This is a genomic window from Nitrospira tepida (assembly GCF_947241125.1).
Classification (GTDB): domain Bacteria; phylum Nitrospirota; class Nitrospiria; order Nitrospirales; family Nitrospiraceae; genus Nitrospira_G; species Nitrospira_G tepida.
Window position 1 is genome coordinate 3,371,579 of sequence record NZ_OX365700.1, and the last position, 14,951, is coordinate 3,386,529.

Annotated in this window: 13 protein-coding genes; 1 reads left to right on the plus strand and 12 read right to left on the minus strand. The window is 60.8% G+C overall.

The window, feature by feature from the left end:
- Positions 1-174: 174 nt before the first annotated feature.
- From QWI75_RS16010 to QWI75_RS16025, 4 genes are read right to left on the minus strand one after another with little or no spacing between them, the layout of a single operon-like run.
- The gene (locus tag QWI75_RS16010) at positions 175-3,297 is read right to left on the minus strand and encodes a BPTD_3080 family restriction endonuclease (RefSeq protein WP_289269613.1); all 3,123 of its coding nucleotides are present in this window, start codon (positions 3,295-3,297) and stop codon (positions 175-177) included.
- A gap of 10 nt (positions 3,298-3,307) precedes the next feature.
- Positions 3,308-3,709 carry a type II toxin-antitoxin system VapC family toxin gene (locus QWI75_RS16015; RefSeq protein WP_289269615.1) on the minus strand — a complete coding sequence of 134 codons (402 nt, stop codon included), beginning with the start codon at positions 3,707-3,709 and terminating at the stop codon, positions 3,308-3,310.
- Between the two features lie 2 nt (positions 3,710-3,711).
- Complete coding sequence (locus tag QWI75_RS16020; RefSeq protein WP_289269618.1) at positions 3,712-3,918, minus strand: DUF2281 domain-containing protein; 207 nt, start codon at positions 3,916-3,918, stop codon at positions 3,712-3,714.
- Positions 3,919-3,973: 55 nt separating this feature from the next.
- Complete coding sequence (locus QWI75_RS16025) at positions 3,974-6,724, minus strand: site-specific DNA-methyltransferase (RefSeq protein WP_289269620.1); 2,751 nt, start codon at positions 6,722-6,724, stop codon at positions 3,974-3,976.
- Between the two features lie 179 nt (positions 6,725-6,903).
- Here QWI75_RS16025 and QWI75_RS16030 point away from each other — a divergent pair, with 179 nt between their 5' ends.
- Positions 6,904-7,158 (plus strand): hypothetical protein, encoded by a 255-nt coding sequence (locus QWI75_RS16030; RefSeq protein WP_289269622.1) that lies wholly within the window; start codon positions 6,904-6,906, stop codon positions 7,156-7,158.
- A 55-nt stretch (positions 7,159-7,213) separates the two neighbouring features.
- On the opposite strand, the gene QWI75_RS16035 is transcribed toward QWI75_RS16030, so the two are convergent.
- From QWI75_RS16035 to QWI75_RS16070, 8 genes are all read right to left on the minus strand, one after another.
- The gene (locus QWI75_RS16035; RefSeq protein ID WP_289269623.1) at positions 7,214-8,455 is read right to left on the minus strand and encodes a multiheme c-type cytochrome; all 1,242 of its coding nucleotides are present in this window, start codon (positions 8,453-8,455) and stop codon (positions 7,214-7,216) included.
- A 53-nt stretch (positions 8,456-8,508) separates the two neighbouring features.
- On the minus strand, positions 8,509-9,873 hold the full coding sequence (locus QWI75_RS16040) for a multiheme c-type cytochrome (protein WP_289269626.1): 1,365 nt from the start codon (positions 9,871-9,873) through the stop codon (positions 8,509-8,511).
- 18 nt (positions 9,874-9,891) lie between these two features.
- Positions 9,892-10,374, minus strand: coding sequence for a serine protease family protein (locus QWI75_RS16045; protein WP_289269628.1), 483 nt, complete (start codon positions 10,372-10,374; stop codon positions 9,892-9,894).
- A gap of 79 nt (positions 10,375-10,453) precedes the next feature.
- Positions 10,454-11,278 carry an ethylbenzene dehydrogenase-related protein gene (locus tag QWI75_RS16050; protein ID WP_289269630.1) on the minus strand — a complete coding sequence of 275 codons (825 nt, stop codon included), beginning with the start codon at positions 11,276-11,278 and terminating at the stop codon, positions 10,454-10,456.
- Between the two features lie 89 nt (positions 11,279-11,367).
- Positions 11,368-12,621, minus strand: coding sequence for an NHL domain-containing protein (locus QWI75_RS16055; RefSeq protein WP_289269632.1), 1,254 nt, complete (start codon positions 12,619-12,621; stop codon positions 11,368-11,370).
- Positions 12,622-12,666: 45 nt separating this feature from the next.
- The gene (gene tatA / locus QWI75_RS16060) at positions 12,667-12,954 is read right to left on the minus strand and encodes a twin-arginine translocase TatA/TatE family subunit (protein ID WP_289269634.1); all 288 of its coding nucleotides are present in this window, start codon (positions 12,952-12,954) and stop codon (positions 12,667-12,669) included.
- A 32-nt stretch (positions 12,955-12,986) separates the two neighbouring features.
- Entirely contained in the window at positions 12,987-13,796 is an 810-nt protein-coding gene (locus QWI75_RS16065; RefSeq protein ID WP_289269636.1) for a tetratricopeptide repeat protein, read from the minus strand.
- A 17-nt stretch (positions 13,797-13,813) separates the two neighbouring features.
- Positions 13,814-14,944: a hypothetical protein gene (locus QWI75_RS16070; RefSeq protein WP_289269638.1), complete on the minus strand. Its 1,131-nt coding sequence runs from the start codon at positions 14,942-14,944 to the stop codon at positions 13,814-13,816.
- Positions 14,945-14,951: the final 7 nt, after the last annotated feature.

The window sequence follows — 14,951 nt, forward strand, 5'->3', positions numbered from 1 at the left end:
CGGATGGAGCGGGTTGGATCTGCGCGGATAACTACGTGAGAAATCGGGCCATTTTATATGGACGGCTTTCAGGGATCAAGCCGAAAGGTGGGGGCTGAGCCCTCAGGTGACCTCTGCCCTCCCTGCGGGGCCGTGCCATAGCAAACGGAAAGCCCGTTAGAGAACGGAACACCCTCATGTGCGGTGCGCAGGGGGCGTCAGATCGGCGAGGATACGAGCAATATCGCTCACGCGTTTCACGCATGAGTATGCCCACCAGCCATAGGTCCCGTCGGCATTCACCGCCGCGACCCACCGCTCGGCCGCAGCCCGTTTCACCTCTTCGAGCGGGTCGTATCCCTTGGTTTCCAGGATCACGTGACATGGGGACTCGGCCTTCAGTCGAATAATGAAATCCGGCACATAGTCGTGCATCTGGCCGTTGTGCAGATAGGGAATCGCGAACCCGAGTCCTGCATTCTTCGCAAAGGCCTCGACCGCGGGATGCCGGTCGAGATGATAAGCCGCCGACTGCTCCCACTGTTTGGTATCCGCCACGACATAATTGAGATGGCTCTTTACCACTTCACGCACATCACGACTCGTCCAGAAATCCACGTCAGCCGTCGATCCAGGGCCGCGGCGGGACTCATAGCGCGGCACTTCAGGCGCTTCGCCGGCCCGTGTATCTCCATGGATATTCGGAAGCAACCGTTCAATCGCCCAACCGTAGTAGGGAGAGAGGATGACATCCTTCTTCGATGTCGGCGGAGGAGCCTGGACCTTTTCATCCACGAACCGCCTCACGATGGCAACGAATTGGGGAAATAATCGGTGGGCTGGCACCGTACAGATGCTCTGCGAAGCGTAGTCCCTGGTCAGAGCGGAGGCGAGATCGAACACGACTTCCTGCAAGCGAAGCTTCGCTCTCAACTCCTCCAACGAGACCGTTTCTCTGCGGCCTGGACCGGCAAGAGTCAACTTTCCTTGCAGCGTGCTATGGAGTCCTTTGACTTCGACCTCTGGTGGTATCCGCCCAGGTTCCAAAACGAGTGGAGGAACAGTGGCCCAATCCACGGCCACTTTGTTGCGAATCGCTTGCGTATAGCCCTCCACGCGAGGAAATTGAATCTCGAATTGTGCTTTGGCGGGAAGGGCATGGACGTGGTATCGCTTGACGCGAGGTTGCGGCTGTCCCTGGGTATTCGCTTTAAACGGGATCACCTCAAAGGGAACGCCGAACACCTTTGCCACTTCTTCTGTGAGTCTCCCGTCCGGACCAACTTCATAGGTCGCGCGGCGCAGCCCGCGACCGACCACCTGCTCGCAGAGCAACTGAGACATGAACGGACGAAGCCCGATGATATGGGTCACGGTGTTGCAGTCCCATCCTTCCGTGAGCATGCCCACGCTGACAATGCACCGCACATCCCGCCCGGGCGGATGGTCCGGACGCCCAAGCTTGTCGGCCAGTTCCTTGAAACCTTCCGGATAGAGCGGTCGGCCGACACGATCCGCCGGCCAAGCCATCTTTCCCACGGTATCGAGCGTGAATCGCATCCAGCGAACCTCATCATTCTTGGCCTCGCCGGAATCCGACTCATGGACCACTTTGGAATCGACCCGGATCGTATTCTGCCGACCGTTGTTCTTGAACCCTTCGATCTTCACGGGAGGAATCCCCGTCGGGGCCTTATCTTCCGCCAACCATTCATAGAGCACCTTGGCAATCTGCGTGTTCTTGCAGACAAGAATGAAGACCGGCGGCCGGGGATCATCGCGATGAGCCACCCAGCTTTCTCGTTCCTTGTCCCAGAGGCTGCCCAGCATCGCGATCGGATGGTTGGCGTACTTCAGGATCGCTTCAGGTTTCGGATTTGCCTTCTTCCCTCCGCGCTCAGCCGGGGTCAGTTGAGGAAGAATCCAATGCCAGATATTGAAGTACCCGGGAATCTCCTTCCCGGTCGTATCGCGCACCGCAAGCTGAGGGATTTTCACCAAGCCCGACTCAATCGCGTCGATTAACCCGAAGTCGCTTACCACCCACGGAAAAGGCCGATTCGTGTCCTGACCGACGCGACCGAGGAAATAGGGCGTGGCGGACAGATCGAGACAAAAGTTGATGCCGCGCAGTTTCTGAACACGATCCAGCCCGTCAATCCAGACCGTCGCCTCTTTGAAAAAGTCCTCGGCCTCTTCCTCCTCGCCAAAGAGATCGTCCTCGCCTTCCTCGCGCTCCTCACGCACGATTCGATAGGCGTGGTGGGCTTCATCGTTCATCACGAGGATGTTCTGCTTCCCTCCCACTTCTCGTCCAAGAATGCGGTTGACGAGCGCCGTATCACTTTCCACATGCCTCGTTGATTCCACCGTGACCTTCTTCAGCGTGCCGTCCTTCTCGCGCTCCTCGCCCAGTACCGTCAACAGCCCGGCGTCCACTTGCCGTTCGAAATCCTCCAAGGTGAGATATCGAGTGCCACGTGCCGTCGTCGTCTTGGCACTGATGGTAATGGTCTCCTTCGCCCGCACTTCGACCCCGGCTTTGGTCACGCGCGCGCCGACACCGCCGGTTTGGATGGCCTGGGGCTCGAACACATGCCAGTTCGTGATCAGCACTCGGCCTTGTGTGAGCAACGGCATCAGGTGGGACGGAACCAGATCGCGCGTGCGGTACAGGCTCGCTTCCCCTGCGTCAGGGTCCAATTCCCGAAGGCGGTTCTTGATCGTCACATTCGGACAGACAATCAGGACGACATCGGAAAACCGCGCATCGCTTCGGTCGTTGACCTTATTGAGTATGCTCCAGGCGGCCAGCATGCCCATCACCGTGGTCTTGCCCGAGCCGGTGGCCATCTTGCAGGCATAGCGGAGAAATCCGGCGAAACCGTCCTTCCGCTTGTCCTCGCTGACCTCCTCCTGGGGGACATCGATCCCCTGCCGAAAGTCGGCCCTCGCCTCCGTGAGGAAGATGATCGTTTCCGCCGCATCGAGCTGTGCAAAGAAGAGTCGCTGCGCCCGCCCGTCCCGTCGCCACCACTGCAACAACTCCAGCGTCGTTCTCGTCACGCCCGGATAGCCCTCAAGGCGCCACCTCTTGATCTGGGCGCGAATGTGGTTGACGAGTGTCAGTTCGATGGCCGTGCCGACCACTCGACCGGCTTCCGTGTCCGGCTTGGCCTTGGGATCGCGATAGAAATACATCGCCGGCCGGCGCCCCGTCCGCCGTTCCGGGGTCTCGCCTTCCACGATGTGCCAATGCTCGGTGGGTTCATCGAAGGGGGAGTTCAGAATCGGCTCGGGGACTTCGTAGCCGCTCATCGGATGACGGTTAGGCCTGCAATACCGCCTGAGGGGTCTTTCTTCCACGTTCCGTACGATCGAAATCCGAATCGAAACTCACGAGAACGAGATTATGCTTCTCGGCAGCCACATACTGATAGGCATCGTCGAAATCCAGCCTGAACTGTTGCATCACGTCCACAAGAGCGTGCGTGTTTTCCGGCGCGAGATGGACCAAGGACACGGCACCTTCCAGAAGGGCATCCTGCGTGAAATTCAGCAAGAGGCCGCTCTTATTCAGCCTTGTCAAAACCAGCCCGATCGAGTGGAAGGAAAAGTCGGTGAGAAACAGTCTGCCGGTTTCGGTTGAATCGAAAAACCGACGAACTTCCTCAAATCGTTCCTGCTCAAGGAGACGCTCCAACCAGACATTCGTGTCGACCAAATACATCCTCAATCCCCCCGCCATTCGAGCGCTTTCTTTTGAAGCTCGAGTGAGGTGTATTGGCCACGGAATTCTTTGAGCCCGCCAGCCCAGGTCTGCGCCAAATACTTCTTCCTGCCCTTGACACGCTTCTCCAACAAGTATTGTGCGAATTCTCGAACCTCTTCTTGCATATCAGGCGGAAGCTCTCGCACAAGTTCTTCTAAAGTCTTCATCGTTTCCCTCCAATACACAACGACAGGCCGGATGAGGTTTTTCTGTACCACTACTCTACGCCAGCTTCTTCACCACCAGCAATTCATTGCCGCGATCGTCGATCACCTTGACGGCGATCTGCCTGTGCTCGCCGGCCTCAAACGGCGCGCTGGTCGTCCCGGAGAGATGATCCCACACGTGTTCTTCATATTCGCCCTTGAGGGCCTTTTTCAGGTTGTCCCAGGCACTGGTGCGAGGGAAGAAGGCTTGGGAGACGTGAAAGCAGAGGTCGTTGTAGTCCGTGTCCAGGAACCAGGCCGGCACATCGGCTCCGGGTTTATGATCGACCTCCATCGTGACGGGATCGAACACGTCCAAACCAAGCAGCTCGACTTGGTATTGCACAGCCTCGCCCTTGCGGGGTGAGGGGCTCTTGAGCTTCTTGACTTGGACTTCCGGCTGGCCGCAGACGCTGAAGATTTGGCTCGACCTCATGTTCTTGAGCAGATCGCCCATCATCAAATCCGGCGTCGCCTGCACATAGGTGGCGGGAACACCCATCACGTCGGCACATTTCTCCACCAACGTTCTCGCATTCGGTTGAATGGCAAAGCCGGCCACGTAGAGGTGCGTGTAACTCTTGGCATGGGCCTCCCGCGCCGCTTCATAGACCAGCTTCTCGCTCACCGCGCCGTTCTCTGGTCCAAAGACAAAAGCCACCGGCCTATCCTGACCATTCGCTACGAGGGCTTCTGCTGACAGTGAAAGGGTCTTGGCCGGAGGCCTGATGTTCTTCAACGTGACAGTTTTGTTCCCTTCGAGCCGGAGCACCGGGCTCTTGCGCAACACTTCGAGCATGCGATCCACAAAGGAACCGTAGGCCTCGGTTGAAACAGTCCCGGAATCCTCAACACCGTCCCCTTCCCAATCCACCGGCGTCGGGATCGTGGCTTCAAAGCAGAACGGCCCGCTCACGCGGGTGATGCCGTTTTCAACCTCCGGGCGGTCCACCAGCACTTCCTCCTGTGGCGGCTCATTGTTCGCGATGGACTTGAGCGTGATGTGCGGAACGATGCCACCGACCTCTTCGCCCTTTTTGTTCTGTTTCCGTTTGTAGACGAATCCGCCGGCCGGACCGCGTGATTGGTCTTTCAACTCGTACCAGGGAAACGTGGCGGTCAGCAGCCGCTGGCGGGCCAGGGCGAGCGGCACGCGGCTCGTATCAATCGTGATCCAGCGCCGGCCCCATTGCTCGGCAACGTAAGCCGTGGTGCCGCTGCCGCAGGTCGGGTCCAGCACCAGATCGCCTGGGTCGGTGGTCATGAGGAGGCAGCGCTGGAGAACTCGCGTAGCGGTTTGGACCGCGTATATGCGTGGCTCAGAATATTGCCCCGTAATAGTGTCAGTCCAATTGGCGGTCAAGGGCTGGTAAGGAAAGTCGTTGAGATACCGAACATATCTGAGAGAGTTTTGACTTACATAGATGCGCCCAGCTTCAGCTATACGTCTCATTCCTCCTGGAGAAGTCGTCCAAAACCTTGAACCAGGCACATAGGATTTCCCTTCATACTCAAAAGGGGTCTTGCCCTCGCTGTAGAAATGGCTGCTTGTGAGATCGCTCACCGAAAATAGTTTCGCATCTCTGGGGAGAGAACCGACAGCTTCATCTTTAGATACACGGCGACGAGATCCATCCGCCAACTCGACATAGGAATAAAAGCTAAGATCGCTGTCCGACCCTTTTTCTCCATAAAGCTGACGATACTTTATCTTGCTCAAGTCACGACAGTACCAGATGAGATAGTCAGCGTTTTGAGCGACTAAGCCAGATGTCAGAGCCGAGGTTTTTCGAAACGATATGAGTCCAGCATGACTGTCTGCCCCGAACACCTCATCCATCACCTCCCGCACATGGTGCAGGTTCTCGTCGCTGATCTGGACGAAGATGCTGCCGCTGGGGGTCAAGAGATCATGCGCCAAGAGCAGCCGGTCGCGCAGATAGGTCAGGTACGAGTGCAGGCCCAGTTCCCAGGTGTCCCGATAGGCCTGGACCATCTCCGGCTCGCGGGTCATGTCTTCGTCGTCGTTGTGGCTGACATCGCGCTTGCGGACGAAGGGCTGGAAGTTGCTCCCGAACTTCACGCCGTAGGGAGGGTCCATGTAGATCATCTGGACCTGGCCGCCGAGCCCTTCGTAATGCAGCAGCGAGTTCATCACGACGAGCGAATCGCCCAGGACCATCCGGTTCGTCCAGTTATCCTGATACTCGTAGGCCTTGAGCACCTGATCCGTGATCGAATGCTGCGGATCGCCGAACAGGTCGTACATCGTTTGCTGCTGGTCTCGCTTGTGCCCGGCCAGTGTCTCGATGACGGCTTTGGTGGACAGCCGCTCGTGAATGAAGAGCGGTAAGGTCGGCACGTCGAACGACAGTCGCTCGGCTTTGCCGGCCCAGTTTAAGAACGGCTTGCTGAGTGTTTTGAGTTCGCGCAGCGCCTCTTCGGCCTGACGCAGGGCCTTGGCGACTTCACCCTCGCCCCCGCCCTCTCCGATCGAGGGAGAGGGGATGGATGCAACGCGTAACTCGGCGATGTGCCGCTCAAGCCTTGCGATCAAGGCCTCGCCCTGTTCCCGCGCCGGATTCGTGGCATCCCAATCGAGGGCCGGCGACAGCGAGGAGTCGTACCGGTAGGTCTTGGGCGCTTGCTTCTTCTTGAACTGCGCCTGCGTGCCGACGTCCGGCCGCAGGAGCCCCTTGGCGTCAGGGTGCTGATAGGGCGCCGCTGTTTTCTTTCCGGCGGGCTTGCGTGGGGATGCTTTCGCCATCGAACCGGCTCCAACTTAGTGGAAACACGTGTCGGCGGCAAAGTAAAGCAGAACCGGTTCAAAAGGTCCAGCCCTGTCTTGTCTCCCGGGCTTGCGGCGCAGGGAACGGGATCGCGGGCCGGGTTTGCGCCGATGAAAGACGGTTTGTTATAGTCCGCGGATCACGGAGGGAGGACCCGATGGGAATGGCGCCGGAGTATATCGTGGTGGAAGGGCAGGAGTTCAGCAAGGCCAAACTGACCCTGGACAGCCACGTCTACAAGAACTGCACGCTCGACGATTGCGACATCTACTACTGCGGCGGCGCCTATGAGCTGATCGACACGCGCGTGACCAATTGCCGCCTGATCCTGAATCACCCCGCCAAGGGCATGTACGCGGCCATTCAGATCTTTAAGATGAAATCCCCCGGCTCGACGATCATTGCCGATTGACGCCCAGCCGTCCGCCCGTCCTGACTCACCGTTTCTTCATCCGCGGCGAACGCCGTCACTTGCTGATCGGAACGTTCTCCGCGTATTTGGTGATGGGCACGGCTTCGAACACGGGATCCTGCGCCCCCTTGGGGGATTCCGCCTCGATGCGCTGGAGAAACGCGCTCGGTCCGGCTACGGGGGCGTAGTTGAGCGACAGCTCCACGTCGAAGCTCTTGGTGTCCTTCGGGGTCGGGAACGTGAAGGTTTCCACCCGCGTCTCCTCCGGCTTGAGCACAGTGTCTTCCGCCACCTTGACCGCTTCGAAGTCGAACACCGTGGGCTGGCCCTTGGCGTCCAGGTATTTCCTGCCGTATACCCGCCTGTCGGTATGGACCGTCCGGAGGTTCTTGCCCTTGATCGTCAAGTCCAGCGCCACGCTGGCCCAGCCCGGATGGGTGGTCGGCAGGCTGTGGGGCACGAGACTGTGGACCTTGACCGTGACCTTGGTCTTCTCGCCCTGCACCTCGCTGGTCACCTCCAGCTTCGCGGCCTCCTGGCGCAGCTTCCCGACTCGTCCGGGGAAGGTGTGGTTCGCGACCTTGCGCTTGTTCTCTCCGTTGGCCGATTCGCCAAGCTGCTCCGGCATGTGACAGGTCTGGCATTCCTTGCCGGACTTCACCGCCTTGCTGGTCTCCCACGATCCCAGCAGATCATTGCTCGTTCCCAGGTTGCCCGCGGTCGGCACGGTCAGGTGACAATTCAAGCAGAGGGAGGACTTTCGGAAGAGGTCCAGGTCCGCGGATTGATGGGCCAGGTTCGGCGCGGCGTCCTTGTAGGGCCCGTAGAGGGTCTTGCTCCCGACATCGTACTTGGGCATCGGCGGATGCGCCGTCCGATCCACTTCTTTGATCAGGTGGCATTGCGCGCAGGCCACGCCGTCGATCGAGGGATCGCCCGATTGCACCTGCTTGATGAAGGACTCGGCGAGATCCGGATACTCCTTGATGTGCGGCGCATGGCAGCGCAGGCAGAGGGCCTTGTCCTTCCCGCCGGAAAAGGCCAAATATTGATCGATGGCGGCGCGAAACGCCGGCGAATGCAGCGAACGGGACAGGGGCGAGGTTTCCCATTCTTCATAGACCCGCTCGTGGCACCGTTTGCATTTGGCGGCGAGGGGAAAGGCCTTCTCCAATGGCAACTTGCCCTTGGCCGCCTCTTCCGCCCGTCCGGATTCCAGCGACAGGCCGACGAGCAGGACCACCATCCCGACCGCCCCGACGATGACGCCCTTCCTCCATGCCTTGTCTCGATTCACAACAGCCCCCCTTCAACCAGCCAGCCGAGGTGCTTGCTCCTGGCACGACGACGCTACAAGGTTTTCACTCGATAGGTCAGGACCCGCGGCTGAATGTACTCGTCGATGATGTTCCCGGCGCGTTTCCGTTCATCTTCACTCGGAAGCGTCGCCAGGTACTGATCGCGGAGCGCCGGCGAGGGCTCGGGGATGAGTTGATAGGTCAAGACGGCTTCGACGGATGCCGGAACCGCCGCGCCTTGCCAGGTATGGGAGAACGGGACTTTTCTGGTGGTCCCTCCCTTGATGAAGGGGTCGGGGATCGGTCCCCTGAGAATCTGCTCGTAGGGCAGGCCGAACCGCTTCTCTTCGGTGGTCAGGACGTTCCCCTGCGCGTCCTTGACCGTGATCGTCAGCAGGAATTGCTTGAGCACCGGGTCCCCGTCCGGGAAGCTGTGGGGCAAACTGCCGACCCTGACGAGCGCCGTGCCGGCGACTGAGTTGGCCGATTTCGTCGCCTCGATATCGACCCGGGGCATCCATTCCGCTTGCAGGTTCCGGTTCTTGAGCAGCGTCCCCGGAATCACCACGCCGCGAAACCAGTGGCGTCCGATCTGCCGCGTGAGCGACCCGCGCTTGGAGGTGGAGCTGCCGGTGGAGGGCTCCATGTGGCAATCCTGACAGATGGTCCCCTGCAGGATCTCGCCCGGCAGGTCCCGCTTCGTGACGTCCTTGACCTTGTCGAAGTGGCACGAGGCGCAGAAATTAGCGCCGCGATAAAGGTCGGACTGTTCGGCCGTATGGACCAGGTTCTCTTCGGGATCGCTGTAGGGGCCGTAGAGCGTGCTCCCGGGCTTGATCTTGAAGGTCGGCGGGGGCCCGCCGTTGGGTTCGATGGCATGGATCAGGTGGCAGGAGGCGCACCCGATGCCCTCCACCGTCACCTTTCCGTTCAGCACCTGCTCGGCGATTTTCCCCGCATGTTGCGGATAGACGGTCGTGGCCGGAACATGGCACGACAAGCATTTCGTCTGTTGCTCCGCGGTCGGTTTGGTCTGCATCCAGAGGCCGAAGACGGTCTTGAAAACCGGGGACTCCAGCGAAGTCCCGTGGAGCAGCGCCGCATCGACGCGGCCGAAGGTCTTGAGGTCGGGCGTCTGCTCGCGCATGCCCTTCCATTCTTCGTAATGGCGGTCATGGCACTGTTTGCAATCCTCCGACCGGATGAAGGTCTTTTCGATTTCGGCGACCCATCCTTCCACGCCATCCGATGCTTGGCCGGAGGCCTGGCCTGCCTGTTTGTCCCCGGCGCCGGCTCCCGCCGGCCCGTCCGGTTTCTGCGCGACCGCCCCGTCGTAGACCGCAACGGCCCCCATGAGCACCGCGATCAGGAACAGGCTGCCCGCCTTGATCCATCGCCACGTCCGCAACGTCGTCATGCCCTCCTCACGGCCTGGTCAGTCCTTCAGGATGCGCACGAAATGAAAATTCACGCCCCAGCCGACCGGGTCTGATGGGTCGGCCGTCTCATAGGTCCCGACCGTGAAATTCTCGGTCTTCATGGCCCGCTGGAGCGCGCAGCCGAAATCGCTCATGGTCTTGATGTCGATCTTGTCGATCTCTTTGACCACCGCGCCGACCTTGATCCCGGCCAGATCCGCGGGAGTCCCGCCGATCACCTCGAACACCACCACCCCCTCGGCCCGCTGCAGCTTGAGCTGTTTTTGAATCTCCTCGTCCACCGGCCCGACGGCGATGCCGAACTCCTCTCCCAACACCATCGCCTCTTCTTCTTTCATCTCGCAACCCTTTATAGAAGCCTGGGCAAAGGCATCGAGCCGCCCTCCCACGATGGTCAGAAGCACAACTCCGGCAACAAAAAAAGCCCGACCGGACGGCAGGGCTTCTTGGCCGGCGGCCTTACGCGGAAAGCTCGCCACTCGATCCGTTCCTTTCCTCGCTGCGTCGGCCTTCTCACTCACTCAGAGGCCGCCGCCCATTTTCCGCTCATCAACCGGCTCACACGGTCGGATCGATCGAAAGCTGAAACCAGGGCGCCACAGCCTTTTGCCCGTTTCGTTCCTTGTTCTCTCCGTTCCAGACCGCAAACGAAATCGTCTGCACCCGTCCCGGCACCAACTTGGCCTCGTTCTCCTGATCGGTAGAGGCCAACGGCCGCTTCATCACCACGCGCCACACCCCGTCCTTCCAGATGGCCTTGCCTTGAATGCGGCCCTGGCTCTGCTTGCTGGTTAAGGTACTGAAGCCTCCCCCGACCAGATCCTCCACCGAGGAGGCGCGGCGGGGAATCACCTCGAAGGTCCGCACGCCGCCCTTCTGCCGTTCGCCGGCCTTGGCCGCCCGGCGATCGACGTCGCTCTGCCAGTCGGCCTTCCAATGCCAGATGTTGATGTAGTGGTCAAGCTGCCCCATGCAGAAAAAGGCCGGGGCGTCGCCCAGCGGCAGCCCGATCGCCACCCCGTCTCGGAACGTCCCCGGAGTCAGGCGGTCGTTTTTCGTGTTGTCCTGCCATTCCAGCAAAAAGGCGATGTCGCTGCCGTTATGCACGGACCGGACCGTCAGCGCGCGCGCAGTGGGCTCCGGCCACACGGGCCGCGTCACCACCTGGCCGCTCAGCGGGAGCGTCATGACCGGGATTTTTTCCCAGGCCGCGTCGTCAGGGCTGCTTGGGATCTCGCCCGTTACCAGGTGGGCGCGGATGACCATGCCCTCCGAGCCGACCAGGGGCACGCCCAGCCAGGCAAGGAGCGTCGCGCAGAGAAGACACGAGAGGAGGATCGTAGAAGGAGCACGAAGCGACAGACGGGCTGAAGGTAGTGGCACCGGATCCGACCTTTCACGATGGTACGCCTCACACGATCGCCCATGGTCGCGTACCAGACTGGTGCGCTGTCAACTGTCTGCGGGGCCGGTTACCAGAGCCGGACTCGCCGGACCCGATTTTCTCCCCGCTCGCACACGTACAGATGCCCTTGGCGATCCAACGCCAATCCCACGGGGGAATTCACCACCGCCTCGGTGGCGACTGGCGCATCGCCGATTTTGGCTTGAAGCACCTCGTCCTTGGCCACGAAGCGGGCCGCGCCGCAGCCGCCCATGTGTTTGTCCTCGTAGCCGCTGTCCCCGTTTCCCGCGATCGTGGCGATCATCCCCGTCTGGGCATCGACTTTTCGCACGCGGTGATTCATGGTGTCGGAAATGTAGAGATGGCCCTGCTGATCGAACGTGACCGCTTCCGGCGCATGCAACATCGCTTTCACGGCCGGCTTGCCGTCGCCGTCAAAGCCGTAAAAGCACTTGCCGGCTACCGTCGAGATCGTCCCCTTGTGGCGGTCGATCTTCCGGACCCGATTGCTGCCCTTGTCCACCACATAGATATGGCCGTCCGGTCCCACCGCAATCCCGACCAGATCGTACAGCCTGGCCTCCATGGCCGACTTGCCGTCGTCCAGGTACAGGGACAGGTCCACCCCCTCGGCGCAGCCGGGACGCAGCCATTCGTCGTCGCCCGTAAAGTCGATGCCGATCGCGTCGCCGGACAGCACGACCAGATTCTTTGCCACCAGCGGCTGTTCGCGCTCGTCGTCCTCGCTCGTCCAGAAGCCGGCAATGGTCTCGATCAGGCCGCGTTTTATGTCGAACCGCCGCACGCGATGGGCTTGGGTGTCGGCGATATACATGACGTCGTCGCGGTCGATCGCGATGGCGGCCGGGTAGGTGAGATTGACGTCCAGAGCCGGCCCGTCTCCGTTGAAGCCGAACTGTCCGGTGCCGGCCACCGTGGTGATGATGCCGGTTTCGGCGTCGATCCTCCGGATTCGATTGCTGCCGCTGTCGCAGACGTACAGATTGTTCTGCGAATCGACGGCCACGTCCAGCGGGAGGTACAGGCCAGCTTCCCCGCAGGGCCCCTCGTCGCCGCTGTAGCAGGTTTCGCCGATCCCGGCAAAGTTGTGCAGCGTGCCCTCGCGGAGATTGACCCGGCGGATGCGATCCGATCCGGACTCGGCGATGTAGAGCCACGCCTCGTCACGATCAAGCGTGACGTGGTGCGGCAAGGGGATGCCGGCCTTGACGGCCAATTTGCCGTCGCCGGTGCTCCGCGCCTTGCCGTTGCCCGCAAACCGTTCGATGCATCCGACTGGCAACTGGACCTGGGTTTCCATGAATGACGTTCCTTTTCGCGCGTCGGCGCCGCCCGTTGCTGAGGATTACGCCCGCGGAGCCTGAGGCGCCGGGGCAGCCTGGACGTCCGCCACCGTCGCGCCGGCCGGTTGGGCCGGCGCCTGTGGCGGCGCCGCCGTCGACTGCGCCTGTTGGGCGGCCGCGATTTGCTGGGCTTCGGCCTCGATCGCTTCCGCCTCGTGCACCGACTTCTTGAACCCCTTGATGGCCTTGCCCAGTCCTTCGCCGAGCTGCGGCAGCTTGCCCGCGCCGAAGATGATGAGCACGATCACCAGGATGAGAATGAGCTCTGTGAATCCCAGACTTCCAAACATGGTCGGGGTACTCCTTCGCTTAGGGTGTAACGTTACGGCGCGCTCGCTTCCCTAGCCCGCTTCGAGAACCGCTCCTTCAGGCGCTTTCTGGCTTCCTCGGCCTGTTCGAACATCTTACACTTATCATAGACGTTGATCAGATTGTAGTGGGCCAGCGGCTCATCGGGATTGTGCTCGACCGCGCTCTCCATCACCCGGATGGCCAGATCGACTTTGTTGTGGACCAGCGCGACCTCCATGAGCTTGAAGCTCGATTCCAAATGCTTCGGATCAAGCTCCAGCGTGCGCATGTAGCATTGCATGGCCATGTCGATCGTGTTGTAATCCGATACCTGGGGATTGTCGAGCTCGACATACACGCCCGCCAGGTTGTACCAGGCGATCGGATCCTCCGGCGTGATCTCCACCAGCCGCTCGAAATGCTCCTTGGCCTGGAGGAAATTCTTCCGGTCCGCGTAGAGGCGCCCGAGATTGAACAGGCTCAACACGTCGCCCGAGAAGACGGTGAGCGCCTGCTTGAACTGCGCCTCCGCTTCATCCACCATGCCTTTGGTGGCGTAGATCGTCCCGAGATTGGAATAGTACATCGCCAGCGATCGGTTCATTTCTGCCCGAAGGCCTTCGGCCATGTCGATCGCCTTCTTGACCTCCGTCAAGGCGTCGTCCAGCCGGCCCTTGCTGAAATACAGTTCCCCCAGGCGGCACCGGGCCTGAAAGTCATCCGGCTCCTCAGCCAGTAGTTTTTCGAGTTCGCTGATTTCTTCGTCCGGCGAGAGCGGATGCTCTTCGGACGCCACGCCCGCGCTGCCGGGCTCTGATGGTGATGGGGTCTGCTGTTCCATGGTGCTCCTGTTCGTCTCTATGAGTGAGTCCCGACCAGCGGGCTCGATGATGGCACAAGCGACTCCTGCGTCTCAGCTTGCGGATCGGCCGCAGCCAACTTCAGCCGGTCCAAGCCCAGAAGGATGAGGCCGAGCACCACCATGAGCGTCAAATGCGACAACTGCAAGGCATACCCGGCGGTGAACATCAACCCGATCCCATAGCCGGCCAACCGGCCCATCCGCACCAGCTTGATCACGGTATAGGACCAGCACAACAGGCCGACCAGATAGAGGGCGAACGGCAGATAGAAGGTATAGCCCATCCCCATTTGAAAGATCCAACTGATCCCCTCCCCGGCTTTCCGCATCCGGAAGGCCGCCTCCGGATCATAGGCGCCAAGCAGGAAATCGATGAAGAAGAGCGCAAGAAAGATGCCGCCGCCGACCACCCCGAACCAGATCACCCGGCGGCGCTGCCGGCGGTTCCGGCTCCAAAACCCTTCTGCGCCGAACGCTACAAAGCTCAGGATGCTGGCGAGCACCATCAGGGCCTCCCCGCCCCGGCTGATCTCGTGCACCAAGGGGACGGGGGTGGCGATCCCCAGGACGCCGTAGGTCGTGGACATGATTTGAAAATAGAGCCAGCCGGAAATCCCAAAGAAAAAGGTGAGCACGAAGATCCGCTGGCTCCAGGAGGCATGGGTCCGCAGATAATGGACGACCAGCAGCAGGATCGCGAGCCAGGCGACCGCATTGTAGGCCACGGACGCCAGCATGCCCATCTCGACCTGCGCGATGACCAGAACCACATAGGCCAACGTCAAGACCAGCAGCAGCGCCACCGGCGGCCAGATGGCCCGTTCGAGCCAGGAGGCGGAGGCGGCATGAACGGCGCGCACCAGCAGGAGCCCCAGCGCCAGGAAGACCAGCAGCGCCACCACGTTCAGCAGCACGAATCCGATCGAGGACAGCCCCTTGAAGAGCCATCGCACCGATTCGTGCTCCTGGGCGACCTTGCTGAAATGCATGCCGAGGCGGGACGTGAGCCGATAGAGAATCAGCTCCAGCAGGCCGGCGAACAGGGTGAGCTTGATCGTGTACTCGAACAGCAGCCCCTGCTCATCGACCCGACCGATCGTCTTCTCCGCGGCCATCGGGGTCGTCATCGATTCA